Here is a 24,880-nt window from a genome sequence, read left to right as displayed (position 1 = left end):
AGGTAATTATTAGCTTATTTTTTTTAAAGCTATTTTTGTTTCTTCAAGGTTCTTTTCAAAAAGACCATCAAGCTTTGATTTATCAACAGAAGTATTAATAATTTTTTTAACTGAATCAACGGCAATTTTAATTGAAACATCTTTTATTTCTTTAAGTGCAGCTTCTTTCATTTGTGAAATTTTATTTTCTGCTAAATTCTTTTTAATTTCTGAAGATTTGTGAAATTTATCATTCATTTCAATTATAAGGTGATCACTATCTTTTTTAGCTTGTTGTAAAATATCATTGCTTACTGTTTGTGCAGTATCAAGTTTATTTTGAGCACTATCTAGTAAGACCTTTGCTTCTTGTCTTAGCTTTTCGCTTTCATCTATTTCATTTTTAATATCAAGGATAAGCTTATTTAAAAGTTCATTAATTTTTTGAGGTATTTTTAAATAAACTAAAGCTCCTATAAATATTAAAAAGGATATAGCTACCCAAAAAGTTGCATCAATTACCATAATATTCATCCATTTTTTTTCTTGAAAGATCTTCTACTATTGCAGAAATACTACTACTGTTAACTTCGGCTCCTATTAGTTGCTGCAGCAAGTCTGAAGAAGTTTCTTCAGCAATCTTCCTGATTTTTTCTGGTGCATTATTTCTAAAAGTTTTTATCTCAATCTCTGCTTTATTAACCTCTTCATTAATTTCTTTATCTAGTGCTTCTTTTTTTACACCAATATCTTTCAACACTTTTTCTCTAGCTTGTTTAAAGTAGTTTTTTGCCTCATTTTTGCTGTCGCGTACTATCTTTTCGTATTCTTCAATTTTTTGTTCACTTTCTTCTCTTTTCTTCTCTGCAGCCTCAATATTTTCTAAAATTTGAGATTTTCTAGTTTCTAGGTTGGCACTTATTTTTGGAAGTATAAGTTTAGATAAAACAACATATAAAATTCCAAAAGTAATAATTAACCAAAAAATTTGAGAAACCCAAAACTCAGGATTTAATTGAGGCATTCCACCGCTTTCAGCTGCAAAAGCTTCCATAAAAAACAGGAAGCTTAAAAATATCGACTGAAAAAATATTTTTTTAATCATTAAATTTAAAATGCAAATAAAATAATTAACGCTACAACTAATCCAAATAGGCCAGTTGCTTCAGCTAAAGCAAAACCTAATAAAAGATTAGGAAATTGTTTTTGGGCTGCAGATGGGTTTCTCATTGCGCCAGAAAGGTAATTACCAAAAATAATTCCAATTCCAACACCGGCACCGGCTAGAGCTATTGCTGCTAGTCCTGCTCCGATCATTTTTGCTGCTTCTAATTCCATTATATCCTCCTTATGTTAGTTAATGGTGTAAATTTAATGCATCATTTAAGTAGATGCAGGTTAAGATTGCGAAAACATATGCTTGAAGAAAAGCAACTAGTATTTCCAAGCCAGTTAATGCAACCGAAAAACTCAGTGGAAGCCATCCACCAACTATTCCAAGGCTTATTACAAAGCCTCCGAAAACTTTCATCATAGTATGACCAGCCATCATGTTTGCAAATAAACGAACTGAAAGACTAACCGGTCTACTTAAGTAAGAAATTATTTCTATAACAACTATTAGCGGCAATAGTACAGCAGGCACTCCGCTAGGTACAAATAATTTTAAATATCCTAATCCATGTTTCATAAATCCAATAATTGTTACACCTACAAAAATAAATGAAGCTAAAATAAAAGTAACGATGATATGGCTAGTTACTGTAAAGGCGTAAGGGATCATCCCAAACATATTGCAAAATAGTACAAACATAAATATTGAGAAGATAAACGCAAAGTAGGGTTTTGCTTTTGATCCTGCGGTATCACTAATCATTTTAGAAACAAAAGTATAACTTAATTCAGAAAGAAGTTGCATCTTGCTTGGTAGTAAAGAGTTTTTTTTTGACCCTAAATTAAAAACTAATAAGATTGCAAGTGAACTAATCACCATAAACAAACTTGCGTTTGTGAAAGAAATATCTATTGCCCCTAATTTAATTTCTGGTCCAATTCTATAAACTTCGAATTGGTTCATTGGGTTTGTAGCCATAATTTTTTAAGTCTATTTTTGCATATTTTTTGCAGATCTGAATACGTTTATAATTCCAGCAACAACACCTACAAAAAAAAATATTAATATTAACCAGGGCTTAGTACCAAAGGTCTTGTCTAAAATAAACCCTATAATTGTCCCAACTGCCACTGCAGACACTAATTCTGTACTTAATTTAAAGGCAGTTCCAATAGAAGAGGGTGCCTCTTCATTTTTATAGAGATTTTTCTTTGAAAGTTTAGTTTTTGCAATCTCCAAGCGAGTTTTAAGACTATCTTTTGGCATTTATGTATTAAGCAACCATACTCTCAGCTTTTTGTAAATCAACAGCTACTAGTTGGCTAATACCCTTTTCAGGCATAGTTACCCCATAAAGTCTATTCATTTTTGACATAGTTAGAGCGTGGTGAGTTACAATAATAAATTTAGTGTTAGTTATTTTAGTTAAATCATCAAGAAGTCCACAAAATCTTGTTACGTTAGCATCATCTAGTGGAGCATCAACTTCATCTAAAACACAAATTGGGGATGGATTAGTAAGGAACACAGCAAAAATAAGAGACAAGGCTGTTAAAGCTTGTTCACCACCAGATAATAAGGTTATAGACTGAAGTCTTTTACCAGGGGGACTTACCAACATTTCTAAACCAGCTTCAAGTGGGTCATCAGAGTCCACTAATTCTAGCTTTGCATTTCCACCATTAAATAGTTTTGTATAAACTTCATTAAATTTTCTATTAACTTTTTCAAAAGCTTCTAACAATCTTTCTCTTCCTTTTTGATTTAATTCATTAATACTTTCTTTTAATTTTATAATAGCAGACACAAGATCTTCTCTATCTTGCTCCATTTTTTTAATTTCAATTTCATATTTGCTGGTTTCTTCATCTGCTCTAAGGTTGACTGATCCCAATTTTTCTCTTTCTCTTTTTTTTTTCATCAAGAGCTTCTTCTTGATCAACAGAATTGGGTAACTCTACAACACCATTTAAATTAGAATTTTCTAGAATATCATTTTCTTCAAGATTAAGTTCAGAGCTAACCCTTTCTAACAGATCTTCTTTACGTTTTTTTAAACCTTCAACAGTAGCTCCTGAGCTTGCTTTTCTTTCTCTTATTTGAATAGATCTTTCTTGAACGTCATTTAACTCAAGTCTTAAAGAGTTTATCTTTTTATCTGTTTCTTCTATAATTTTTTCATTCTCAATTTTTTCATTTTGTGAAATTCTCAGACCTTCTGTAGCTTGACCTTTTTTTTCTGCTTGAGCCTTGGGTTGTTGGTCACGTTCATTTAATTGTGATAATAATTTATTTTTTCTTTCAGTTAATTCTGTTACCATTTTTTGTGAGTTTGAAAGTAAGTTTTTCCAACTTTCAACTTCTGATTCTATAGCTTTGATTCTTTCATTTCTTTTTATAGACTCTTTTTTAATTGATTGGTTTTTACTAAAACTATCTGCATATTTTTCTTGAAGTAATTTTATATTGCTATTTTTTTCATCAATATCAGTTAATTTATTTTTACTTTCGTCATTAGCTAAATTATTTAAGAAATTATTTAATTCTATTTTAGTTCTATCCAGCAATGTAAGAGCTTGGTTAGCTTCATTACTGTTTATTAATTCTTTAATTTTTTCGATTGTATTAATGACGTCTTTAATTGGGTCAATACTGATATTTATGTTGCCATTAGCAAATATTTCAATAATTTCATCTACAGCTTTTTGCTCTTCATTAAGTTGGTTTTTTGCCTTCTCAAGGTCTTCGTTTGATAATTTTTCTGTTTCAAAATATTTAGAGTCTATTTCTATTAATTCACTTTTTTCTTCTTTTAATCTTTTTTCATTTGAGTTTGCATCTATTACAATACCTTTTTCTCTATCAATATCCTCTTCGATTGTTTTTAGAGATTTTTTAAAATTTTCTATCTCATCTTGTGTTCTTACATTTTCCTCATCTAGACTTTGTAATTCTAAGTTCAATCGTTGTATTCTTGAAAGGTTCTCAATATTTTTTTCTCTTAATGGAGAAACTTTATCTGTTTCAGTTTTAATTAAACTTTCAAACTGAGAGATTTGTTGATTGAAGCTGCTCACTTCTCCCTCAGCTTCATTGTTGATTTCATTTTCTATTCTAATTTCATTATCAATGTCTAATAATTTTAGATAATATAACCCTGCTTCAATTTTTTTTATTTCTTCAGATATAAGTTTGTATTTTGTTGCTTCTTCGGCTTGTTTCTGAAGGTTTGCTAGTTGTTTTTCTTGTTGTCTTCTTAATTCATCAGCTCTTTTCAAATTTACTTCTGCTGCGTTTAATCTAAGTTCAGCCTCATGCCTTCTAACATGTAATCCTGAAATATTAGCTGCCTCTTCTAAAATTGCACGTCTGTCTGTAGGCTTGGCAGTCACTAAGGCTCCAATACGTCCCTGACTAATCATTGATGGTGAATGAGCACCCGTAGATAAATCTGCAAAAAACATTTGAGCATCTCTAGCTCTAACTTCTTTATCATTTATATAAAATTTTGAACCTTTGTCTTTTTCAATCTTTCTTCTAACTTCAATATGATCCAAATCTTTATATTGCATTGGGCCATCATGACTTGCGTTATCTACGCTTATTGAAACTTCTGCTATATTTTTAGACGACTTATTAGATGTACCATTAAAAATAACATCTTCCATGCCTGAACCACGCATACTCTTAGCTGAGGTTTCACCCATTACCCATCTTAAGGACTCTACAATATTAGATTTTCCACAACCGTTCGGACCAACGATGCCAGTCAATCCATGCTCTATTAGAAAATTTGTTTTTTCAGCAAATGATTTAAATCCATTTAATTGGATTTTTTTAAACTCCATGAACTAACTTATATCAGTTTTTCGAGATATTTTTTTAAATTCTTATAATTTAGGGCTTTATCAAACTTTTTGTCATTAATTATTATCGTAGGAGTAGCATTAACTTCAAATTTTTTTACCCCATCGATTCGATCATTTAAAACGTAATCTTCTATAGCTTTATCACTCAGGCATTTTTCAAAATTTACATTCACATTTTCACCTTCTAAGAATTTTTTCAAATAACCTGTTGCTTCTTCTGGTGTTTTTCCTCTAGCCCATTTTTTTTGGCCAGAGTACAAAATATTCAAAATATTTGAATTACCATCGTTATTACATTGTGCAATTTTTGATGCATTAAATGCAGCTAAATCTAATGGAAAATGTCTAAATTCAATTCTTACCAACCCTTTATCAATGAAGTCTTTTTTTAGTTCTGGATACACATCTTTATGAAAGTTTGCACAGTGACCACAAGTCAATGACTCGTAAGCAATTATTGTTATTTTGGCACTTTCTTCACCCTCGGTAATTCTTTTAATTATTTCATTATCTGCAGCAAACGCTTTAGCGGAGAAGATTATAAATATTATAAATAATGCTGAGGTTAATTTTTTCATCGTTGTTTAAATAGTTTTGTTAATTCAAGTAATGATTTTTTTATTTTATCATTTTTAATACTATTTATTCTATCTGCATATTTAATATTTGTCACATGGTTTTCATTAGTATCTAATTTTTTGAATTTTGTTTGAACATCATCAAAACTTATAAATTTCAATTTTTCAACAACGGCATAGCCAAAGAAACTATTCATTTTATCCATTATTATTTTTTTTGAATATTCTAAATCAATTTCGTGCCCTCGCTTCACCATAATTTGAAGAGTGCTTACTCCAAATTTATTCGAATTTTTAAAGGATTTGGGATAGCATATTTTAAAAAGATCATCTCCAACTATGTACTTCCAGTTATTAAGTGTTTCAGAAAATATATGACCCTTTTTTTTGATTATTTTTTTAATATTTTTTGGCAAAGTGTCTTTAAAAGACCTTAAGCCTTGAATAGTTTTAAACCTCTGCTTAGTATTATTTTTAAAATGCATATGACTAAATCCATACTAACAAATAAAATTCTTTATTGGTACGATAATAATAAAAGACCACTCCCATGGAGAAAAAAGCTATCACAAGTTAAGCGAGAATATTACACATTAGTAAGTGAATTTATGTTGCAGCAAACACAGGTTGCAACTGTAATTCCGTATTTCAATAATTTTATAAAAGATATTCCTGATATTAAATCTCTATCAAAAATTAAGGAACATAAACTTTTAAAGTATTGGGAAGGCCTTGGTTATTATTCAAGAGTACGAAACTTAAAAAAGACTGCACAAATATTAGAAAAAAATTTTAATAGAAGGTTGCCAAGCACGATTGAAGAATTAAAATTATTACCTGGAATAGGTGACTACACTTCTAATGCAATAATGGCAATTGCCTTTAACAAGCCATTTATTCCCTTAGATGGAAATATTGAAAGAGTAATTAAAAGATTATTAAATTTAAAATTACCCAAAGAAATTACAAAAGATAATCTTGTTAAGAGTAAAAAAATATTAGGTAATTCAACTAGAGCAAGTGCTTATGCGCAAGCGCTAATGGAGCTAGGTGCATTGATTTGTCGACCTAAAAATCCTCTATGTCACCAATGCCCTTTAATTAGAAATTGTAAGTCTTTTAAAAAAAAAGATTTTGAAATAATAAAAGAAAGAAAAAAGAAGATTGATAAATTTTATTTGTTAGAAGTTTACAAAAAGAATAATAAATTTTTACTGATAAAAAATACTAAATTTAATTTTTTAAAGAATCTACAAATATTTCCCATGAAGCAAATATCCAAACCTGATAATTTAGCGAAAGCTTTAAACTTCAAGATATCAAATATGAATATGAATGTAATTATCAAGTTTTCCAAGTTAAAGGGTGCAATTTCTAACTCTTCTTGGATTGATAGCTCTAGGCTTGATGATTATACTTTGCCCACATTTACTAAAAAAATTTTTAATTATTTAAAAAAAGATTAATGAAAAATATAGTAATAATAGGGGCAGGTATTTCAGGTCTGTATATTGCAAATCTTTTAAGTAAAAACTCAAATTATAAAATTACAATTTATGAGAAAAATAGTTCTGTTAACTTGGAAAAAGGATATGGAATTCAACTTTCAGTTAATAGTATTAAATTATTAAATCAAATAAATTTTCAAAAAATTCAGGCAGAAGATAAATTTCACCCACATAAACTAGATTTCTACTCCTTAAAAAAGAATAAGAAAATATGTGATTTAGATATATCCATGTTTAACAGCACTGATACAAAATATACTACCTTACAGCGCTCTACTTTAATTAATTTCTTAAAAGATGGGCTTCATGAAAATATTATTCATTATAATAAAAAAGTTATAAAAATTAATGAAGAAGTTGAAAATAAAGAAGTTTCTTTTGAGGATGGTTCATCTGTTAAATGTGATTACTTGATTATTTCTGATGGAACTTTTTCAAAAACAAAATCATTAATTGCCAATAAAGAAATTAAACCAAAGTACTTTAACTCTATTGCTTTAAGAGCAATAATAGACCAGGATGCCCTTAAGGGTATTAACCCAGAGAATATATCTTTATTTTTAGGATCTAACTTACACTCAGTTCTTTATCCAGTTAATAGCAAAGGACAGTTTAATTTTATTAGCATTCTTAGAAAAAAGCTTAGTACTAAAGAGTTATCCGACTATTCTTTATTTGAGAACAAAGATTTTACTGCATCTATTATATCTGAAATATCAAAACAAGTAGCTCCTGAAACAATTAACAATCTAAGAAGCATTAAATGCTTCCCAATATTTGTGAGTTCTAAGGTGCATGAACCAAAAAATAAAAATACCTTTATCATTGGGGATGCTTTTTTTGCTTTACCCCCAACCTTTGCGCAAGGTGCCTCTCAATCAATAGAGGTTGCTCATGAACTGTATAAAAATTTAGAAAATGAAAATACTCAATTCAACTCTGAAAGAATTAAAAGGGTAAAGATGATTGATATGAAATCAAAACTTAATTATTTTGCTTTTCATTTATCTAACCCATTAACAATTTGGATTAGAAACTTAATAATACAAAAATTAGTAAAAAATAAAAAATTTATTAACAGCTATCTTGGTAAAATTTATAAAGACTAATTTTTAGAAATTAATCTTTGTCTCAAATTATCAATTGGCACAGAAACACCATTCACTGTGCAATGCCAATATGTCCATCCATTACAGCTTTCAGAGCCAAGTATTGTTGCTGCAACTTTATGAATCGATCCTTCAGCTTGATTATGTTTGATACTTCCATCTGCCATTATCTTAGCAACTATTTTTTTCTTTTGATCAAAAATACTTGTTCCAGGCTTTATTATTCCAAGCTCCACTAAAGATCCAAAAGGTATTCTAGGCTTGGATCTATTATTTTTTAGAGTGTCTAAAAAATTATCTTCTAAGGGTTTTGTATTTTTTAACCTTTCTTCGGCTGCTTTAAAATAGATCTTCTCTTTTTCTATACCGTAATATTTTCTACCTAATTTTTTTGCAACTGTTGCGGTTGTTCCAGATCCTAAGAATGGATCTAGAATTAAATCGCCCTTATTTGATGATGCCAATAAAACTCTATGTAATAAAGATTCTGGTTTTTGAGTAGAGTGAACTTTTTTACCATTTTTCTTAAGTCGCTCCGCTCCATTACAAATAGGTAAATTCCAATCAGATCTCATTTGAAGGTCGTCATTTAAACATTTCAAAGATTGATAGTTAAAAGTATATTTTGACTTCTCACTTTTGGAAGCCCAAATTAAAGTTTCATGAGCGTTCGTAAATCTTGTTCCTCTGAAATTAGGCATTGGGTTATTCTTATTCCAGATAACATCATTTAAAATCCAAAAACCCAAGTTCTGTATTGCAGTTCCTACTCTAAAAATATTATGATAGCTTCCTATGACCCAGATGGCTCCATCCTTTTTTAATATTCTTCTACATTCAGAAAGCCAAGCAACTGTAAAGTCATCATATTTTTTAAAGCTTTCAAACTGATCCCATTTATCATTAACAGCACTGACTTTGCTTCTGTCTGGTCTTGTAAGGGAATTTTTTAATTGTAAATTGTATGGTGGATCAGCGAAAACAAGATCAAAGGTTTCGCTTGGAATTTTTTTTAATTCCTCGAGACTGTCACCATTAATAATCTTATTTTTAAAATTGTTTTCCATTTTCTATAAAACAATTAGACTCCAAACGGATTTCATGGTCAACCTGTGATTGAATTAAATGGATTCAATTTGTGTTTATTATTTCTTAAACAACCAGATCTTGTGTTGTTATTATTAGGATTTATAGAAGATCACTAATAGGTGAAAATGTTTTACGGTGATATTTGGTAATACCAAATTTCTTAATAGCTTTTAAATGTTCTTTGGTTCCATAACCAGAGTTTGTATCCCATCCATAATTATTAAATTCTTTTGAAAGTTTTGTAATAAATTTATCTCTACTGACTTTTGCAATAATTGATGCAGCAGAAATGCTTGGAATTTTTTGATCTCCTTTAATTATATATTCTAATTTATAGTTTTTTAGGTCAGGCAGTTTGTTGCCATCAATTAAAACAAGTGAAGGTTTTGTTTTTAATTTAAGAATAGCTCTTTTCATTGCAAGTAAACTTGCATGTAATATATTAATTTTTTCAATTTCTTTAGTTGATGCCTGGCCTATAGCCCATATAGAATTTTTTTTAATATATTTTTCAAGCTCCTCTCTCTTGTCTTTTGTTAGAGTTTTTGAATCCTTTAATAATCTTTTATCAATAGAATTATTTAATATGACAGCTGCAGCATAAACGGGTCCAATTAAGCTTCCTCTACCAACCTCATCAACACCTGCTAAGATTTTCATTAAATGGATAGTTTTAGTTCTAAGATTTTTTGTTTAATCTTTTTTAAGTCATCCCATGAATATTTTTTATTTTCAGGAGCTCTTAAAAGATAAGAGGGGTTAAAAGTTATGATAACGTTGTAACTTGTATTCTTGACAATTACTTCCTTCCATTTTCCTCTCTCAATAGAAATTTTACTATTTAAACCTGTTAAAGATTCCATAGCAGTACTACCCATAAGAATTATTATTTTAGGATTTATTATTGAAATATGTTTTTGTAAAAATTGAGAATATCTTTTAATTTCTGTAGAGTTTGGCTTTCGATCTTCAGGGGGCCTAAAGTTTACAGCATATGTTGTATAAATATTTTGTTTCTCAATTTTTATTGCAATTAGCATTTTTTTTAAAAGATCTCCTACCTCACCCATAAAAGTTAATCCGGAGTTATCTTCTTCAACACCTGGGGCTTCACCAATTATCATTATTGGGCTATTAATATTTCCATCTCCTAAAACCATCTTTTTTGAATTATTCTTTAAGTTACAATCGCTAATTGAGTTTATTTGCTCTTTAAGATCCTCAAGCTCTTTAACTTTATCTATTTTTTGAATACTCAGACCTTTTTTTAAATCATTACTACTATTTTTTAGTCTATTGATTGGGTTTTCATCAAAAATAAAGTCAGACCCAGTAGAGTTTAAAAACTCTGAGTCATAATTCGTATTTTGATTTATTACTTTTTTAGACATAGAATGGTCAAATGTTGGTAAAGTTTTTTGAATTATTTTTAATATTATTACTTTATCAGAGTCCATTATACTCAAAAAATACCAGTTTAAACGATTTTAATGCGAGGTATTTGTCTAATTATTTTTCAGGAATTGTAGCTTATGAAAACTTAGATAATACGGAAGCTTTAAAATTTTTTAATTCATCAAAAATATTAATAAAACAGCATGATGCCTATCTTGAGAGGTATGTATTTTCTTTAGTTCTTGATGGTAAAGTTAAGAAAGCAATTAATCAACTTAAACAGAGCTCAACAAAAAAAAACTCTGACTTTTTTCAGGCTAATCTGTTACTGGCAGTTGATAGTTTAAAGAAAAAAAACTTTAAAAAAAGTAAAGTTTATATCGATAGATCATATGAATTTATTAACAATGATAGGCTTTCCCTAATCATTGCAGAAACCTTCAAACAATATTTATCAGTTTTTGAAGAAAAAAAATTAATGAAGCAAAAAAATACGTTTGGAAATTTTTCATTTATTAACGAAGTTTTTCAACGATGTTATTTAAATGATAAAGATACTGAGAGATATTTTAATACATTAATTAATTCACAAAACGATGCTGATTATTCAAGATATACATTTTTTTTGATCAGTTATTTAATCGAGAATGATAATTATGATAAGGCAAAAAAAGTTACTAATAATTTTGATTATTTAAATTCATCAGTATTAATTTCTCAAGGTAAAAAATGGATAGAAGATAAAAACTTAGGTAATTTTCAAGATATTTTCTTATGCACTAATTCGAATGACATCGTCAGTGAGCTATTTTTTCTAATAGCAAATCTTTATTCATCTCAGAATGATTATGAGAAATCAAATTTTTACTTAAACATAGCAAACTATTTAAATCCTAAATTTATTTTCAATTTGTCTCTATTAGCTGAAAATTATTATTTGAATGATGATTATTCCAATACATTAAAAACTCTCAAAGTATTTGATAAAAAGCATGAATTTTATTATTGGTTTAAGTTAAAAAAAGAGTCTCAAATTATTTTAAAAAAATCTGATCAAGAAACATCTCTAAATTTTATCAATGAAAAATTTAAAGAAATTAAAAACCCAAATATCAAATTTTTATTTGATATTGCAAATATGCATAAAAATGCAAAAAGATATATTGAAGCGATAAGTTTTTATGATCAAATACTTTTAAAAATGGACGTTAATTCTAACTTATACGCTGAAATATTATATAGGCGTGGAGGAAGTTATGAAAGATCTGGAGATTATATAAAAGCAGATAAAGATTTATTAAAATCTCTAGAAGCCAACCCAGATGATGCTTATGTTTTAAATTATTTAGCTTATTCATGGCTGGAAAGAGAACATAAAATTGATACTGCTCTTAAAATGCTTGAAAAAGCTTATGCAGCCAGAAGCAACGATCCATATATTATCGACTCAATTGGTTGGGCATATTACTTGGTTGACGAATATGAGAGGGCAGAAAATTTTCTTAAAAGAGCAGTTGAACTAATGCCCCAGGATCCAATAGTTAACGATCATTACGGTGATATTCTTTGGCAGCTGGATAGAAAAATTCAAGCAAGATATTTTTGGCAAGCTGTTTTAAATTTAGATGAGACAGAAGATGCCATGAAAGAAACTATTAAAAATAAATTAATAGAGGGATTAAAAAATTCCTAAATTATGAATAGTTTTAAGATAAAATCTTATGCAAAGATAAATTTAGCTCTAAACGTTACTGGAAAAAAATCAAAGCTTCATAATATTGAAAGTTTAATTTCTTTTATTGATTTACATGATTCAATCACACTAACAGAAAGTAAAATAAAACATCATAAAATCAATTTTTTTGGAAAGTTTTCTAAAAATATTAGTAAAATTAATACCATTTCAAAATTGTTAAAAATTTTAGATAATAAAAAACTTTTAAATAATAAAAAATTTGAAATTAAAGTTATAAAAAATATACCCCAAAAAGCAGGAATGGGAGGTGGGTCCATGAATGCTGCCAGTCTATTAAATTTTTTTATTGAAAAAAAAATAATTAAATTAAAAAAAAGTGAGATAAGAAAAATAAGTAATGAAATAGGATCAGATGTTATCTTAGGTATAAAGCCATCATTTGCTATTCTTTTATCTAATGGAGATATTAAAAAATATAAAAATAAAATTAAATTTCATATATTAGTTGTGAAACCTAACTTTGGATGTTCTACAAAATATATTTATTCTAAAGTTAATTCATTCTCCAAACCACAATTCAACCCCCCTAAACTGAAACTATTTGAAGCAAAATATTTAAAAAATTTAGACAATGATCTTGAAAAGGTTGCCTTAAATAAATATCCAGAACTTAAAATAATTAAATCCTACCTCAGCGGTTTAACCAATGCTCTATTTGCTAGAATGTCTGGATCAGGATCCTCAATAGTGGCTTATTTTCATTCCAAAAAGGCCTGCAAAAAAGCCTGCAGTCAATATAAACGAAAATTTAATAGCCACTGGTGTATTGAATCAAAAACTATATAATTTTTTTTTTTTGTGATATATGCAACTAATATTGGCCCATGGTGAAGTGGTATCACATCTGTTTTTGGTACAGAGATCCGAGGTTCGAATCCTTGTGGGCCAGCCATATATGAATAACTTATTAGATAAAATTTTTTTTAGATCTCAAAACCTTAATCACATAAATTTAGGCTTCAAAAATATTAAAAAAGAAACAGAGGTTTCAAAAATATTTGAAGCAATTCATTTATACACTAGCAATAGTGAAATCCGTTATGTTGGTGGATGTGTAAGAAAGATTATCAATAAAGAAAGATATGACGATATAGATTTAGCAGTAAATTTAAATCCAAAAGAGGTATGTGAGGCTCTTACTATAAAAGGCATAAAATATTACGAGAGTGGAATAGAACATGGAACAATTACAGCGTTAATTAATAACATAAAGTTTGAAATTACATCATTAAGAAAAGACGTTGATACAGATGGACGACACGCAAAAGTAGAGTTTTCTGATAGTTGGAAAGATGATGCTTCTAGAAGAGATTTTACTATCAATTCTATTTATGCTGATATTGAAGGAAGTTTATTTGACCCATTTGATGGAAAGAAAGATTTAGAAAATGGAAAAATTAATTTCATTGGAAATGTAGAAACAAGAATTAAAGAAGATTATTTAAGAGTGTTAAGATATGTTAGATTCTTTCTTAGTTATTCTAAACATAGTCATGACCCAAAAGTCATTAAAGCAATTAAAAAAAACCTAAGTGGTGTTTCAAGTATTTCCTCAGAAAGATTAATAGATGAATTTCAAAAACTATTAAAATCAGATGGTTTTCTAAAGCTAACTAAGGATAAGGATTGTTTAGAGATTATAAATCTTATTTTTCCACAAATAAAAAACATTTCTCTATTTAATAAAATGAATGGCTTTGCAAAAAAAAACTTTCTTGAAGTGGACTTTATTTTCTTATTATCTTTAATGGTTATTGATGGAACCGATAATGTAGATTACTTTATTTATAAATTTAATTTATCCAAAAAAGATCAAAAAAGACTTATATTTTTAAATAAGTTTAATTTAGAAAAAAATACTAGCAAAACTTTTTCAGAAAAAAATTTGAATAAGGTTTTTTATTTTAATGGTAGAGAGGCATTATTAGATATTCTTTATTTTAAGATTTTTAAATCCAAAAAAGTAGACAATAAGTTAATTAAATTAATTGAAATTTTCAAAAAAAAAGAAATGCCCGTCATGCCATTTAAAGCTAGTACTTTGATGGAAAAATATCAAGTTCCCGAGGGAAGAGAGCTGGGACAGAAGTTAAAAGCAATAGAAGTGGTCTGGACTAGTAATGATTTCAAAATTTCAGATAAAGAAGTTCGAAAAATAGTAAGTAATTAAACGTACTTTACGTCTTTAATTTCAAAGTTTTTTACACCTGCGGGAGTTTTAATTTCAACTAAATCATTTTTGTTTTTCCCAATTAAACCTCTACCTATTGGTGATTGAAAAAATATTAGTTTTTTTTGAAGGTCAGCCTCATCTCTTCCAACTATTTTATAGGTAATTTTTTCTTCAGTATCTAAATTTTCTAAATCTACAGTTGAGCCAAAGATGACTTTTCCATTATTACTCATTTTTGTAACATCAATTACATTTGCTCTTGCGATATTATCATTGATCTGAACTATTCTTCCTTCATTATGTGATTGTTCTTCTTTTGCAGCATGATATTCAGCATTCTCTTTCAAATCTCCATGTGATCTTGCTTCAGATATTGCAGCTACTATCTGTGGACGTTTTTTTTCTTTTAAAAAAATTAGCTCTTCTTTTAAAACTTCAAGTCCGGCAGTTGTTATTGGTTCTTTTTCCATTTTAATTCCATTTTGCTATTGGTGGTAAAGACATTAATATTCCTTCAACATTGCCGCCTGTTTGTAAACCAAATTTTGTTCCTCTATCGTATAGTAAGTTAAACTCAGCATATCTACCTCTTTTAATATACTGTATCTCCTTTTGTTTTACAGTCCATTTCTTTTTGTATTTCAATTGTATTATAGAGTTAAATAACATTTGAAAGGTAACTCCAAGATCTGCTACAAATTTAAAGTCTTTCTCCCAATCATTTTTTTTGTAATCAAAAAAAATACCACCAATTCCTCTTGTTTCTTTTCTATGTGGTAAATAAAAATATTCATCACACCACTTTTTATATTTTTTATAGAATTTTTTATCATGTCGATCACACATTTTTTTTAATTTGTCATGAAGGAAGCTTTTTTCCTTAAGATCTTGAATGCAAGGAGTTACATCCATACCACCACCAAACCATCCATGAGTTGTATAGATAAACCTTGTGTTAAAGTGAATTGCTGGAACATTAGGGTTTTTCATGTGCATTACAACAGAAATTCCTGACGCCCAAAAATTTAGATTTTTAGAGGCACCTGGAATTTTTTTACCCATCTCTTTTGAAAATTTTCCATGCACTTCTGAAAAGTTTACACCAACTTTTTCAAAAATTTTACCATCTTTTAAAATTCTAAACTCTCCACCACCTTCATCTTTAATTTCATTTCTATTCCAAGTTTTAGATTTAAATTTTAATTTTTTACCTTCTAGTTTTTCAATATCGTTACAAATTGTGTTCTGCAGCAACTTAAACCAATTAGAAGCAAGTTTTTTTTTAATTTCTTTATCCATTATTTATTAAAGTTAGTTTGTCTTAAATTTTCTGAAAGAATTATAGCAACTGAAGAGGCTATATTTAAAGATCTTTTATTGTCCATCATGGGTATTTTTAACCTATACTTAATTGAATTATGAACATGATCTGGTACACCAGCGCTTTCTCTTCCAAATAGCAGTGTATCATTACGCTCAAATTTGAAAGCAGTATAAGTGTCTGATGATTTAGTTGTTAACAATATTACCCTCTCATTCTTTTTTGATTTAAAAAACTCATCTGAACTTTGATAAAATTTTATCATTTTTTCATCCATATAATCCATCACAACTCTTTTAAATCTTTTATCGCTGAATAAAAAACCACATGGTTCAATTATTTCTAAATCAGCACCCAGACATGCACATGTTCTAATAATAGCTGCTGTATTTTGAGGAATATCAGGTTCATATAAGGCTATTTTAGGTCTCAAATTCATGTTTTATGTGTCATTGTTTCAGTGGAAAAAAAACTTTTTTCTTATAAGAAGTCATATATTAGATAACAATATACAAAAAATAAAAGATGTCTGAAAAAAAACCTGAAAGAAGAGAATTTTTATTTACTGCCTCGTATGCTGTAGGAGCTGTTGGGGTAGGAGCTGTTGTTTGGCCACTAATTGATCAAATGAACCCAGATGCCTCTGTTAAAGCATTGGCCAGCACAGAAGTTGACATAAGTTCAGTTCAACCTGGAAAAACAATCACTGTACTTTGGAGAGGAAAACCAGTTTTTATCAAAAGAAGAACTTCCGAGGAAGTAGCTGAAGCAAGAGCTGTTAAAATGGAAGATTTAAAAGACCCTCAAAAAGATGAGGACAGAGCAAAAGATCCAGAATGGTTAGTTATGGTAGGGGTTTGTACTCACTTAGGCTGCGTACCTTTAAATGATAAAGGAGACTACAATGGTTGGTTTTGTCCTTGTCATGGTTCGCACTACGATATATCTGGAAGAATTAGAAAAGGTCCTGCTCCAACAAACATGGAAGTTCCAAAATATGAATTTGTTAATAGCAACACAATTAAAATTGGATAATAAATAATTATGAGTGATCACGAGTACGTTCCCAGTTCAAAATTTGGAAAATGGTTTAATGACAGGCTTCCACTTTTATCACTTGCTAGTCATTTAACTGATTATCCAACACCTAAGAATTTAAATTATTGGTGGACATTTGGTGGAATTTTAACTTTTTGTTTAATTACACAAATCGTTACAGGTTTAACTCTAGCTATGCACTACATTGCTCATGCTGATATGGCTTTTGAAAGTGTTGAACATATCATGAGGGATGTAAACTATGGTTGGTTAATAAGATATATTCATGCAAACGGTGCTTCAATGTTTTTCTTAGCAGTCTATATTCATATATTTAGATCTTTGTTTTATGGATCATATAAATCTCCAAGAGAAATAATTTGGATTATTGGAATTATAATTTACCTTTTAATGATGGCAGCAGCATTTATGGGATATGTTTTACCATGGGGTCAGATGAGTTTTTGGGGAGCAACAGTTATTACAAATCTTTTTAGTGCAATACCTTTAGTGGGTGAAGGAATAGTTAATTGGTTGTGGGGAGGTTATTCTGTTGATAACCCAACTTTAACAAGGTTTTTCACGTTACATTATTTGATACCATTTTTAATCTTAGGCTTAGTGGTTCTTCATATTTGGGCACTGCATATTCCTGGAAATAATAATCCAATAGGAATTGATGTTAAAAAGCCTTCTAAGGATACAGTGCCATTCCATCCATATATTGTGATCAAAGATGCCTTTGCATTATTAATGTTTATGATTGTTTTTGCATTTTTTGTTTTTTATTCACCAAATATTTTAGGGCATGCGGACAATTATATAGAAGCAAACCCAATGGTTACACCAGCTCATATAGTTCCTGAATGGTATCTATTACCTTTTTATGCAATCCTGAGATCAGTTCCTGATAAATTAATGGGAGTAGTTGCGATGCTGTCAGCAATTTTAATTTTAGCAGCACTGCCTTGGTTAGATACTTCAAAAATTAGATCGGCAGTATTTAGACCTCTTTACAAGCAATTTTATTGGATACTAGTAGTGGATGTATTAGTTCTAGGTTACGTGGGTGCTATGCCAGCTGAAGGGCTTTACTTATTGATTGCTAGGGTTGCCACAGCTTACTACTTTATTCATTTTTTAATAATCTTACCGTTATTAGGATTTAAAGAAAAAACTATACCCCTACCTTTAAGTATTACAGAACCAGTACTTGGAGGGATGCCAATGGCATCAGCTGTTAAAAAAAAAGAAAGTTTAGATTAATTAAGTGAAAAATATTTTAAAAATTAGTTATTCAATCATTTTTTTATTAGTAGGAACTCCTACAGTTAATGCTGCAGAAAAAGTAGATCTTTTAAAAACAGATTGGAGCTTCAAAGGCCTTTTTGGTAAATTTGACAGAAGTTCGCTTCAAAGAGGATATCAAGTTTATACTGAGGTTTGTGCGTCGTGCCATTCAATGAAATACGTAAGTTATAGAAACTTATTTGAGCCAGGTGGACCAGAGTTTACTGAAGAGCAAGCAAAAGCTATAGCTGCAAGTTTTGAAGTTACAGATGGACCAAATAATGATGGTGAAATGTTTGTCAGACCAGCAAAATTATCTGATAAATTTGTCATGCCTTTTGAAAACGTTAAGGCAGCTCAAGCAGCAAATGGAGGAGCTTATCCACCTGATATGTCAGTATTAGCAAAAGCTCGAAGTGGTGGAGTTGATTATATTTATTCAGTACTTTTAGGTTACGAAGATCCACCCAGTGGTGTAACGCTTGATGATGGGGTTTACTATAATAAATATATGTATGGTAATAGAATTAAGATGTCACAACCGTTAATGGATGATGCAGTAGAATATAGTGATGGTACAAAAGCTACAGAAGAACAAATGGCAAAAGATGTAACAACATTTTTAATGTGGGCAGCAGAACCACATTTAGAAAGTAGACATAAAATGGGCTTTAAGGCTATTTTATATTTAATTATTTTAACTATTCTGGTTTACTTTAGTATGAAGAAAATTTGGTCACGTATTGAATCTGAAGTTTAATATATCACCATCTTTGACAATATAATCTTTTCCTTCAAGTCTCATTTTTCCATTAGTTTTGGAATTTACCCAACCTTGATTTGCTATGAAATCTTCGTATGCAATTGTTTCAGCTCTAATAAAACCTTTTTCAAAATCAGTATGTATTTCACCAGCTGCTTTTGGTGCGGTACAATTTTTTTGGATAGTCCAGGCTCTAGTTTCTTCAGGTCCAGATGTAAAGTAAGTGTCTAACTCTAAAATATTATAACCCTTTTGAATTAACATATTTAAGCCAGTTCTTTTTAAGCCAATCATCTCCATATAATTTTCTTTTTCTTCATTTTCTAATTGATTGATTTGGTTCTCAATATCAGCCGAAACTATTAAGGTATTTTTTTCACCAAATTTATCAATAAAAGCTTGTGTGTATTTATTTCCATTTTGAACACTTGCTTCATCAACATTACATACAAAAATTTTAGGTTTTAAGGACAATAAACCACTTTGGTTTATTAATTTTTTGTCAAATTGTTCATAAAGTATTTGAATATCTTTAGAATTATTTATGCAGTCAGAAGCAATTTCTAATATTTTTAATTGTTCCTCATCTACATTTTTCTTATTATTTTTTTCCAATCTTTTTTGTATTGATTCAAGGTCTGCTAACATCATTTCTGTTTCAATAATTTCTAAATCTCTAATTGGATCAACAGTTGGGTTCACATTTTGAATATCATCAGAGTCAAAACATCTGATCATATGAATGACTGCATCGACTTCTCTTATATGGGATAAGAATTTATTTCCTAAGCCTTCACCTTTAGAGGCGCCCTCTACTAGTCCGGCTATATCCACAAACTCAATAGTGGTATTAATTTTTTTTTTTGATTTTGATATTTCTACCAATTTATCTAGTCTTTCATCTGGTACAGGAACTACACCAACATTTGGCTCTATCGTACAAAAAGGGAAATTAGCAGCTTGTGCTTTGCTAGAATTTGTAAGTGCATTAAATAATGTAGATTTACCAACATTAGGTAAGCCAACAATTCCACACTTAAAACTCATTACTTGTTATTTACAGTGCTTGAGAATAAATCTAATTTTTTATCAATTAATATAGCCATTGAATCAATAATATTTTTAGTAATTTTTTCTAGCTGTATCATTTCATCTTCATCAAAATCTTTTAATACATGGTCTGAAACATCAGCTTTAGTTTTGGGCCTTCCAATTCCTATTCTTACTCTTGAATAATCTTTACCAATAAATTTATCAATAGACTCGATTCCATTATGTCCTGCACTAGATCCAGCAAATTTTGCTTTTATTTTTCCAAACTCAAGGTCAAGGTCATCATGGAAGACAATCACATCTTCAGCATCAATTTTGAAGTATTCAATTAATTCCCTTATACAAATTCCAGAGTTATTCATAAAGGTTAAAGGTTTTATTGCATATACTTTTTTATCTTCAATATTACCCGTAGTTAACAATCCTTTAAATTTGGGTTTTTGTTTAGACAGACCAAATTTTTGATTAAGAGCATCAATTAATTTGAAACCAATATTGTGTCTGTTGTTTTCGCTATCGGGTGTTGGATTTCCTAAGCCTACAAATAAAAGCATATTTTTTTTAAATCGTATCTAGGAGTCTTCACAATAATAAGTTGATTATTTTTTTTCTTCAGTGGCTTTTTTTTCATCACCATCTTTTTTATCACCTTCAGCTGCTGGTGCTGCTTCTTTACCATCTTCTGTTGCTGCTGCTTCTTCAGCTTCGGCTGGTTTTTCTGGCTCTTTCATAACTGTAGGCGCTGCCAATGTTGCAATTACAAAATCTCTTCCAATAATAGTTGGTGTAACACCTTCTTCTAGTTTAACTGAAGATATTTTAAAACTTTCTCCAATATCCACTCCATCTAAATCAATAGTTATTGCAGATGGTATTTTTTCACTTGGGCATTTTAATTCTATTTCTCTTCTAACAATGTTTAGTACTCCACCTCTTTTTAAGCCTGGTGAAGTTTCATGGTTAATAAATTCTACAGGTACTTCTATTCTAATTTTTACACCTGGGACAACTCTAAGAAAATCAATATGAGTTGGCTCATCTGATATTACATTATAAGTAATTTCTCTTGGCAAAACATTTTGAGGCTTTCCATCTAAATTAAGAGTTATTATATTTGATAGGAAGCTTCCTTTTTGTATTAAAGATTTTAATGTTTTTTTTAATACAGTAACTTTTTGATTTTCTTCTGGTCCCCCATAAATTATGCCAGGGATATCTCCAGCCAATCTAAGAGAACGAACATCTCCTTTTGACTTAGTGTTTCTAGTATTTGCATCAAGTGAATTCATAAAAAGATGGCTTTTAGCCCAAGTTTCTTAATAACTCAAGATAATTATTTAAATAAATCAGATACAGATGTTGAGTTAGAGATCCTTTTAATTGCCTCACCCATAAGGGCTGAAATAGGCAAAACTTCTATATTTTTAACATTTTTAATTTTATCGTGATTATCAATTGTGTCTGTCACTACTAATTTTTTAATGACAGATTTTTTAATTTTATCTACTGCCTCTCCACTTAAAACCCCGTGAGTAATATAAGCGTAAACTTCTTTAGCACCTCTATCCTTTAAAGCTTTCGCAGCGTTTACTATAGTTCCACCTGAATCAATTATGTCATCAACTATAATACAAGTTTTCCCCTTAACATCTCCTATGACATTCATAACTTTGGATTGACCTGGTTTGGGTCTTCTCTTATCCACAATAGCAAGTTCTACATCTAAAATTTTACCAAGTGCTCTCGCTCTTTCAGTTCCACCAACATCTGGTGCAACACAAATAATATTTTTACTTTTTATATTTTTTTTAGCATGTCTTGCAAAAATTGGTGTAGCAAATAAGTTGTCTACAGGAATGTCAAAAAAGCCCTGAATTTGTCCAGCATGAAGGTCTACAGTAACGACTCTATCAGCACCTGCTTTGGTAATTAAATTAGAAACAAGTTTTGCAGAAATAGAAGTTCGAGGTACTACTTTTCGATCTTGTCGTGCATATCCAAAATAAGGAATGACAGCAGTAATATTTTTTGCCGAAGATCTTTTTAAAGCATCAATGCAAAGTAGTAATTCCATTAAGTTGTCATTTGCAGGTGATGAAATAGACTGAATTATAAAGATACTATTACCCCTAATATTCTCATTAATTTCTATATAAATTTCTCCATCAGAAAACTTTTTTATACTCGAATTCACAAGCTTAGTTTTTAAATATTTTGCAATATTTTTACTGAGAGGTTTATTGCTGTTTCCAGTTAATAATTTCATGAGATATTATCAATTAATCATAATTACAGAAATATTTCTACCATAATCATTCTCATTGCGGCTAATAGATCTTCGAGCACTAAAAAAATTATTTTTAGGATTAAATGTGTCCTTATTGATTACATCAATTTTCTTTATATTTAAGGCTTTTAATTGAGAATGGACATATTTCTTTAAATTAAAGAAATCTTTATCTTTAATTTTTTTAAAAAATTTTTTATTTTTTCCATCATTTTTGATGAGTTTTTTAATAAAATCTTTTTTCACTTCATAATTTTTTACTGAAATACATGGCCCAATAACAGCAGTAATATTTTTAGGGGCGCAGCCTTTTTTTATCATAAAATTTAAGGTTTTTTTAATTATCCCTTTAAAAGCACCTTTCCAGCCAGCATGAATTGCTGCAATCATTTTTTCTTTCTCATCATAAATTAGTATTGGAGCGCAATCGGCAGTTAATATAGCTATAGGAAATTCCTTTTTATTTGTGATTAGTGCATCTCCCTCAAAATTATAATTTTTAAGTTTTAGATTTTTATCTATAAAATGGAATTTATTACTGTGAATTTGCTTAAGTAGGATAATATTTTTAAGCTTAGTTTTAATTTTCTTTTGAACGATTTGAAGGTTTTTTAAAACATCTTTTTTATTATCTGAAGATCCAGGGCCACAATTTAAACTCTTAAAAATACCTAGAGATTTCCCACCCCTTCTATTAAAGAAAGCGTGCTGTACATTTTTAAATCTGCTGAGTTTTTTTGACTTAATCAGTTTAAAATCCTAATTTAAATTTATTTTTATGTGTTGTTATTAGCATTACTTTAAACAATTCACCCATTTGATTTTTATCTATAAGCCTTTTTATTCTAAAATAAATATCAGCTTTTTCACTAAATAACATTTTCTTGGACAGTATTTCTGCTCTTTCAAGAATACCAAGTTTTGTTAAAAACTCACCTTGAGTAGTATTCATTGTGGTAAGTGAGCTTAATTCTTTAACTATGCTATTTATTAAATTGAAACTTAAATTATAAGTAATATCAGAATCACCAAACCCCTCTAACACATCACAATATTTATGTTTCGATACAGCTTGTAGAGTATTTTTCATTTTTTTATCAATATACGCATAATCTATTATTAAAATTCCACCATTATTATGCTTAATCTTATTATTAATAACTTTTAAGTATTCAGTTGATTGTGGTGAATACTCAATAAAGTTCTGCTGTTTCGCAATCTTAAATTTGATTTTATTTTCAAATTTTTCCATATCAAAAGGAACATCAAAATATTCAAATTTTTTATTGAAGAATTTGACATGTCTTTCAAACCATTTTTTTTCTTTCTTTATGAATTGCTTAATGGGCAAGGCGTCAAAAAATTCATTTGCTAAAAAGATACATGGTAAATCATCTAATTCACCTAAATCATTTAACCATTGAATATTTTTTTTATTGATATTAGTCTTTTGTTTTTTCTTGAGTAATTTGCTTCTTTCTAAAATCTTAATATGACAAGAATTTGTAAATATTGGAAACTTATCAAAGGTATTAACTAAAACTTTCATCATTTCACCATTACCAGCACCCAACTCAATTAAATTAAACTCTTTGGGACAACCTAGATTTTGCCAAAATGAAACGACCCAAATTGCAATCATTTCTGAAAATAATACTGATATGTTAGGTGAGGTTATAAAATCACCCTTTTTGCCAAAGGGATTTTTTTTCATATAGTAACCAGATGTTTTGTTATAAAGAGATTCCTCTATAAACTTATCTAAAGTAAACGAGTCATTATTCTTAATTTTCATTTTTTTAAGAATAAAAGATAAGCCCCAGTCATGAAAAAAAGAATACTTATCAATTGGCCTAATGTTAGATTTAAAACCAAGTAACCGATTTGAGGATCTGGAGATCTAAAATATTCTATAAAAAATCTAAATAGAGAATAAAAGATTAGGAATAAAGCAGAGATTTTTCCAGGTACTTTTAAATAATCTTTTTTAAAAAAATACCCAAGTACAAAAAAAAAGAATTATTCCTTCAAAAAAAGCCTCATATAATTGAGAGGGGTGTCTTTTGATATTATCTATTAGAACAAATTGAACTGACCAAGGAAGGTCTGTGGCTCTTCCATAAAGCTCTGAGTTTATAAAATTGGCAATTCTACCAAAAAAAATTCCAATTGGAGCGGATAGGGCAACTAAGTCTAAAAATATAAACGAATTTGTATTGTGTTTTTTTGAGAACAATATTGATGCAATTATAATTCCAATTAAAGCACCATGAAATGACATTCCTCCATTCCAAACCATCAATATTTCAATAGGGTTATCTAAATAATATTTTAGATTATAAAATAAAGTATATCCAAGCCGACCTCCAAAAATCATACCTATAATGAGATAGGTTATGAAGTCATCAAATAGCTGAAAAATACGAGGTTCTTTGATTAATTTTTTTTTACAATACAGCCAACCAAGTGCAATACCGATAATATAAGCCAAGGAATACCATCTGATTTCTAATGAAAATATTTGAAAAGCAACTGGGTCAAAATTATTAATAAACATT

Annotated in this window: 27 protein-coding genes, 1 tRNA gene and 2 pseudogenes; 9 read left to right on the top strand and 21 right to left on the bottom strand. The window is 29.1% G+C overall.

The genetic code is table 11. The features are described 5' to 3' along the window. Positions 1-9: 9 nt before the first annotated feature. From ABXT72_RS05985 to ABXT72_RS05950, 8 genes and pseudogenes are all read right to left on the bottom strand, one after another. Positions 10-513, bottom strand: coding sequence for an ATPase (locus tag ABXT72_RS05985; protein ID WP_415278040.1), 504 nt, complete (start codon positions 511-513; stop codon positions 10-12). Then, positions 494-1,084, bottom strand: coding sequence for a F0F1 ATP synthase subunit B (locus ABXT72_RS05980; protein WP_415278039.1), 591 nt, complete (start codon positions 1,082-1,084; stop codon positions 494-496). The genes ABXT72_RS05985 and ABXT72_RS05980 overlap by 20 nt, the downstream gene beginning before the upstream one ends. A 5-nt stretch (positions 1,085-1,089) precedes the next feature. Then, positions 1,090-1,317, bottom strand: coding sequence for a F0F1 ATP synthase subunit C (locus ABXT72_RS05975; protein WP_006997791.1), 228 nt, complete (start codon positions 1,315-1,317; stop codon positions 1,090-1,092). Positions 1,318-1,336: 19 nt separating this feature from the next. Further along, positions 1,337-2,071 (bottom strand): F0F1 ATP synthase subunit A, encoded by a 735-nt coding sequence (locus tag ABXT72_RS05970; protein ID WP_018413543.1) that lies wholly within the window; start codon positions 2,069-2,071, stop codon positions 1,337-1,339. 12 nt (positions 2,072-2,083) lie between these two features. Further along, on the bottom strand, positions 2,084-2,359 hold the full coding sequence (locus ABXT72_RS05965; protein WP_271492225.1) for an AtpZ/AtpI family protein: 276 nt from the start codon (positions 2,357-2,359) through the stop codon (positions 2,084-2,086). A 7-nt stretch (positions 2,360-2,366) separates the two neighbouring features. Next, a pseudogene (locus ABXT72_RS05960) lies at positions 2,367-4,941 on the bottom strand (chromosome segregation SMC family protein). An 8-nt stretch (positions 4,942-4,949) separates the two neighbouring features. After that, entirely contained in the window at positions 4,950-5,540 is a 591-nt protein-coding gene (locus ABXT72_RS05955) for a thioredoxin domain-containing protein (protein WP_415278038.1), read from the bottom strand. After that, entirely contained in the window at positions 5,537-6,025 is a 489-nt protein-coding gene (locus ABXT72_RS05950; RefSeq protein WP_415278037.1) for a DUF721 domain-containing protein, read from the bottom strand. Before ABXT72_RS05950 ends, ABXT72_RS05955 begins: the two co-directional genes overlap by 4 nt. On the opposite strand from ABXT72_RS05950, the gene ABXT72_RS05945 reads away from it, so the two are divergent. Together ABXT72_RS05945 and ABXT72_RS05940 are read left to right on the top strand one after the other, a co-directional pair. Then, a complete protein-coding gene (locus ABXT72_RS05945; RefSeq protein WP_415278036.1) occupies positions 6,026-7,006 on the top strand; it encodes an A/G-specific adenine glycosylase in 981 nt (326 codons plus the stop codon). Next, positions 7,006-8,157, top strand: coding sequence for an FAD-dependent monooxygenase (locus ABXT72_RS05940; protein WP_415278035.1), 1,152 nt, complete (start codon positions 7,006-7,008; stop codon positions 8,155-8,157). Before ABXT72_RS05945 ends, ABXT72_RS05940 begins: the two co-directional genes overlap by 1 nt. Here ABXT72_RS05940 and ABXT72_RS05935 read toward each other — a convergent pair. The 3 genes from ABXT72_RS05935 to ABXT72_RS05925 form a co-directional block, all read right to left on the bottom strand. After that, complete coding sequence (locus tag ABXT72_RS05935) at positions 8,154-9,224, bottom strand: site-specific DNA-methyltransferase (protein WP_415278034.1); 1,071 nt, start codon at positions 9,222-9,224, stop codon at positions 8,154-8,156. The genes ABXT72_RS05940 and ABXT72_RS05935 overlap by 4 nt on opposite strands. 121 nt (positions 9,225-9,345) lie before the next feature. Beyond that, entirely contained in the window at positions 9,346-9,906 is a 561-nt protein-coding gene (locus ABXT72_RS05930; protein ID WP_415278033.1) for a ribonuclease HII, read from the bottom strand. Next, a complete protein-coding gene (locus tag ABXT72_RS05925; RefSeq protein WP_415278032.1) occupies positions 9,906-10,703 on the bottom strand; it encodes a uracil-DNA glycosylase in 798 nt (265 codons plus the stop codon). The genes ABXT72_RS05930 and ABXT72_RS05925 overlap by 1 nt, the downstream gene beginning before the upstream one ends. Before the next feature lie 44 nt (positions 10,704-10,747). Between ABXT72_RS05925 and ABXT72_RS05920 the strand changes: the two genes are divergently transcribed. From ABXT72_RS05920 to ABXT72_RS05905, 4 genes are all read left to right on the top strand, one after another. Then, positions 10,748-12,334 (top strand): tetratricopeptide repeat protein, encoded by a 1,587-nt coding sequence (locus tag ABXT72_RS05920; RefSeq protein WP_415278031.1) that lies wholly within the window; start codon positions 10,748-10,750, stop codon positions 12,332-12,334. A 3-nt stretch (positions 12,335-12,337) separates the two neighbouring features. Next, positions 12,338-13,183: a 4-(cytidine 5'-diphospho)-2-C-methyl-D-erythritol kinase gene (locus tag ABXT72_RS05915; protein WP_415278030.1), complete on the top strand. Its 846-nt coding sequence runs from the start codon at positions 12,338-12,340 to the stop codon at positions 13,181-13,183. A 32-nt stretch (positions 13,184-13,215) separates the two neighbouring features. Further along, positions 13,216-13,289, top strand: a tRNA-Gln gene (locus tag ABXT72_RS05910). Positions 13,290-13,292: 3 nt separating this feature from the next. Beyond that, positions 13,293-14,567: a CCA tRNA nucleotidyltransferase gene (locus ABXT72_RS05905; protein WP_415278029.1), complete on the top strand. Its 1,275-nt coding sequence runs from the start codon at positions 13,293-13,295 to the stop codon at positions 14,565-14,567. On the opposite strand, the gene greA is transcribed toward ABXT72_RS05905, so the two are convergent. Genes greA through ABXT72_RS05890 form a run of 3 tightly spaced genes read right to left on the bottom strand, consistent with a single transcriptional unit; the run spans position 14,564 to position 16,330 of the window. After that, positions 14,564-15,040, bottom strand: a complete 477-nt coding sequence (gene greA / locus ABXT72_RS05900; protein WP_271492258.1) for a transcription elongation factor GreA — start codon at positions 15,038-15,040, stop codon at positions 14,564-14,566. The two genes, ABXT72_RS05905 and greA, sit on opposite strands and share 4 nt — an antisense overlap. Before the next feature lies 1 nt (position 15,041). Further along, on the bottom strand, positions 15,042-15,869 hold the full coding sequence (hemF, locus tag ABXT72_RS05895; RefSeq protein ID WP_415278028.1) for an oxygen-dependent coproporphyrinogen oxidase: 828 nt from the start codon (positions 15,867-15,869) through the stop codon (positions 15,042-15,044). Next, a complete protein-coding gene (locus ABXT72_RS05890) occupies positions 15,869-16,330 on the bottom strand; it encodes a tRNA (cytidine(34)-2'-O)-methyltransferase (protein ID WP_415278027.1) in 462 nt (153 codons plus the stop codon). The genes hemF and ABXT72_RS05890 overlap by 1 nt, the downstream gene beginning before the upstream one ends. Before the next feature lie 86 nt (positions 16,331-16,416). Between ABXT72_RS05890 and petA the strand changes: the two genes are divergently transcribed. Genes petA through ABXT72_RS05875 form a run of 3 tightly spaced genes read left to right on the top strand, consistent with a single transcriptional unit; the run spans position 16,417 to position 18,979 of the window. Then, entirely contained in the window at positions 16,417-16,926 is a 510-nt protein-coding gene (gene petA / locus ABXT72_RS05885) for a ubiquinol-cytochrome c reductase iron-sulfur subunit (RefSeq protein WP_271492267.1), read from the top strand. A 9-nt stretch (positions 16,927-16,935) separates the two neighbouring features. Further along, complete coding sequence (locus ABXT72_RS05880) at positions 16,936-18,195, top strand: cytochrome b (RefSeq protein WP_415278026.1); 1,260 nt, start codon at positions 16,936-16,938, stop codon at positions 18,193-18,195. Positions 18,196-18,199: 4 nt separating this feature from the next. Next, on the top strand, positions 18,200-18,979 hold the full coding sequence (locus tag ABXT72_RS05875; protein WP_415278025.1) for a cytochrome c1: 780 nt from the start codon (positions 18,200-18,202) through the stop codon (positions 18,977-18,979). Here the strand turns inward: ABXT72_RS05875 and ychF are convergent. From ychF to lgt, 7 genes and pseudogenes are all read right to left on the bottom strand, one after another. Next, positions 18,956-20,029 (bottom strand): redox-regulated ATPase YchF, encoded by a 1,074-nt coding sequence (ychF, locus tag ABXT72_RS05870; protein ID WP_415278024.1) that lies wholly within the window; start codon positions 20,027-20,029, stop codon positions 18,956-18,958. The genes ABXT72_RS05875 and ychF overlap by 24 nt on opposite strands. Then, entirely contained in the window at positions 20,029-20,589 is a 561-nt protein-coding gene (pth, locus tag ABXT72_RS05865) for an aminoacyl-tRNA hydrolase (protein ID WP_415278023.1), read from the bottom strand. The genes ychF and pth overlap by 1 nt, the downstream gene beginning before the upstream one ends. Positions 20,590-20,634: 45 nt before the next feature. Further along, positions 20,635-21,324, bottom strand: a complete 690-nt coding sequence (locus ABXT72_RS05860; RefSeq protein ID WP_415278022.1) for a 50S ribosomal protein L25/general stress protein Ctc — start codon at positions 21,322-21,324, stop codon at positions 20,635-20,637. Positions 21,325-21,368: 44 nt separating this feature from the next. Beyond that, positions 21,369-22,301, bottom strand: a complete 933-nt coding sequence (locus tag ABXT72_RS05855) for a ribose-phosphate pyrophosphokinase (protein WP_415278021.1) — start codon at positions 22,299-22,301, stop codon at positions 21,369-21,371. A 9-nt stretch (positions 22,302-22,310) separates the two neighbouring features. After that, positions 22,311-23,069 carry a peptidoglycan editing factor PgeF gene (gene pgeF / locus ABXT72_RS05850; RefSeq protein WP_415279169.1) on the bottom strand — a complete coding sequence of 253 codons (759 nt, stop codon included), beginning with the start codon at positions 23,067-23,069 and terminating at the stop codon, positions 22,311-22,313. 4 nt (positions 23,070-23,073) lie between these two features. Next, a complete protein-coding gene (locus tag ABXT72_RS05845) occupies positions 23,074-24,117 on the bottom strand; it encodes an SAM-dependent methyltransferase (protein WP_415278020.1) in 1,044 nt (347 codons plus the stop codon). Then, positions 24,114-24,879, bottom strand: a pseudogene (gene lgt / locus ABXT72_RS05840) (prolipoprotein diacylglyceryl transferase). Before lgt ends, ABXT72_RS05845 begins: the two are co-directional and overlap by 4 nt. Between the last annotated feature and the right edge of the window lies 1 nt (position 24,880).

It is taken from the genome of Candidatus Pelagibacter sp. Uisw_094, assembly GCF_047729535.1.
In the GTDB taxonomy this organism is placed as follows: Bacteria; Pseudomonadota; Alphaproteobacteria; order Pelagibacterales; family Pelagibacteraceae; genus Pelagibacter.
This window is presented reverse-complemented; position numbering and strand designations above follow the sequence as displayed.

What these genes read in the sequence shown, in the direction of transcription:
- ABXT72_RS05985 (WP_415278040.1), bottom strand. Translation starts at nt 513, where the DNA reads ATGAATATTATGGTAATTGATGCAACTTTTTGGGTAGCTATATCCTTT.
- ABXT72_RS05980 (WP_415278039.1), bottom strand. Translation starts at nt 1,084, where the DNA reads ATGATTAAAAAAATATTTTTTCAGTCGATATTTTTAAGCTTCCTGTTT.
- ABXT72_RS05975 (WP_006997791.1), bottom strand. Translation starts at nt 1,317, where the DNA reads ATGGAATTAGAAGCAGCAAAAATGATCGGAGCAGGACTAGCAGCAATA.
- ABXT72_RS05970 (WP_018413543.1), bottom strand. Translation starts at nt 2,071, where the DNA reads ATGGCTACAAACCCAATGAACCAATTCGAAGTTTATAGAATTGGACCA.
- ABXT72_RS05965 (WP_271492225.1), bottom strand. Translation starts at nt 2,359, where the DNA reads ATGCCAAAAGATAGTCTTAAAACTCGCTTGGAGATTGCAAAAACTAAA.
- ABXT72_RS05955 (WP_415278038.1), bottom strand. Translation starts at nt 5,540, where the DNA reads ATGAAAAAATTAACCTCAGCATTATTTATAATATTTATAATCTTCTCC.
- ABXT72_RS05950 (WP_415278037.1), bottom strand. Translation starts at nt 6,025, where the DNA reads ATGCATTTTAAAAATAATACTAAGCAGAGGTTTAAAACTATTCAAGGC.
- ABXT72_RS05945 (WP_415278036.1), top strand. Translation starts at nt 6,026, where the DNA reads ATGACTAAATCCATACTAACAAATAAAATTCTTTATTGGTACGATAAT.
- ABXT72_RS05940 (WP_415278035.1), top strand. Translation starts at nt 7,006, where the DNA reads ATGAAAAATATAGTAATAATAGGGGCAGGTATTTCAGGTCTGTATATT.
- ABXT72_RS05935 (WP_415278034.1), bottom strand. Translation starts at nt 9,224, where the DNA reads ATGGAAAACAATTTTAAAAATAAGATTATTAATGGTGACAGTCTCGAG.
- ABXT72_RS05930 (WP_415278033.1), bottom strand. Translation starts at nt 9,906, where the DNA reads ATGAAAATCTTAGCAGGTGTTGATGAGGTTGGTAGAGGAAGCTTAATT.
- ABXT72_RS05925 (WP_415278032.1), bottom strand. Translation starts at nt 10,703, where the DNA reads ATGGACTCTGATAAAGTAATAATATTAAAAATAATTCAAAAAACTTTA.
- ABXT72_RS05915 (WP_415278030.1), top strand. Translation starts at nt 12,338, where the DNA reads ATGAATAGTTTTAAGATAAAATCTTATGCAAAGATAAATTTAGCTCTA.
- ABXT72_RS05905 (WP_415278029.1), top strand. Translation starts at nt 13,293, where the DNA reads ATGAATAACTTATTAGATAAAATTTTTTTTAGATCTCAAAACCTTAAT.
- greA (WP_271492258.1), bottom strand. Translation starts at nt 15,040, where the DNA reads ATGGAAAAAGAACCAATAACAACTGCCGGACTTGAAGTTTTAAAAGAA.
- hemF (WP_415278028.1), bottom strand. Translation starts at nt 15,869, where the DNA reads ATGGATAAAGAAATTAAAAAAAAACTTGCTTCTAATTGGTTTAAGTTG.
- ABXT72_RS05890 (WP_415278027.1), bottom strand. Translation starts at nt 16,330, where the DNA reads ATGAATTTGAGACCTAAAATAGCCTTATATGAACCTGATATTCCTCAA.
- petA (WP_271492267.1), top strand. Translation starts at nt 16,417, where the DNA reads ATGTCTGAAAAAAAACCTGAAAGAAGAGAATTTTTATTTACTGCCTCG.
- ABXT72_RS05880 (WP_415278026.1), top strand. Translation starts at nt 16,936, where the DNA reads ATGAGTGATCACGAGTACGTTCCCAGTTCAAAATTTGGAAAATGGTTT.
- ychF (WP_415278024.1), bottom strand. Translation starts at nt 20,029, where the DNA reads ATGAGTTTTAAGTGTGGAATTGTTGGCTTACCTAATGTTGGTAAATCT.
- pth (WP_415278023.1), bottom strand. Translation starts at nt 20,589, where the DNA reads ATGCTTTTATTTGTAGGCTTAGGAAATCCAACACCCGATAGCGAAAAC.
- ABXT72_RS05860 (WP_415278022.1), bottom strand. Translation starts at nt 21,324, where the DNA reads ATGAATTCACTTGATGCAAATACTAGAAACACTAAGTCAAAAGGAGAT.
- ABXT72_RS05855 (WP_415278021.1), bottom strand. Translation starts at nt 22,301, where the DNA reads ATGAAATTATTAACTGGAAACAGCAATAAACCTCTCAGTAAAAATATT.
- ABXT72_RS05845 (WP_415278020.1), bottom strand. Translation starts at nt 24,117, where the DNA reads ATGAAAATTAAGAATAATGACTCGTTTACTTTAGATAAGTTTATAGAG.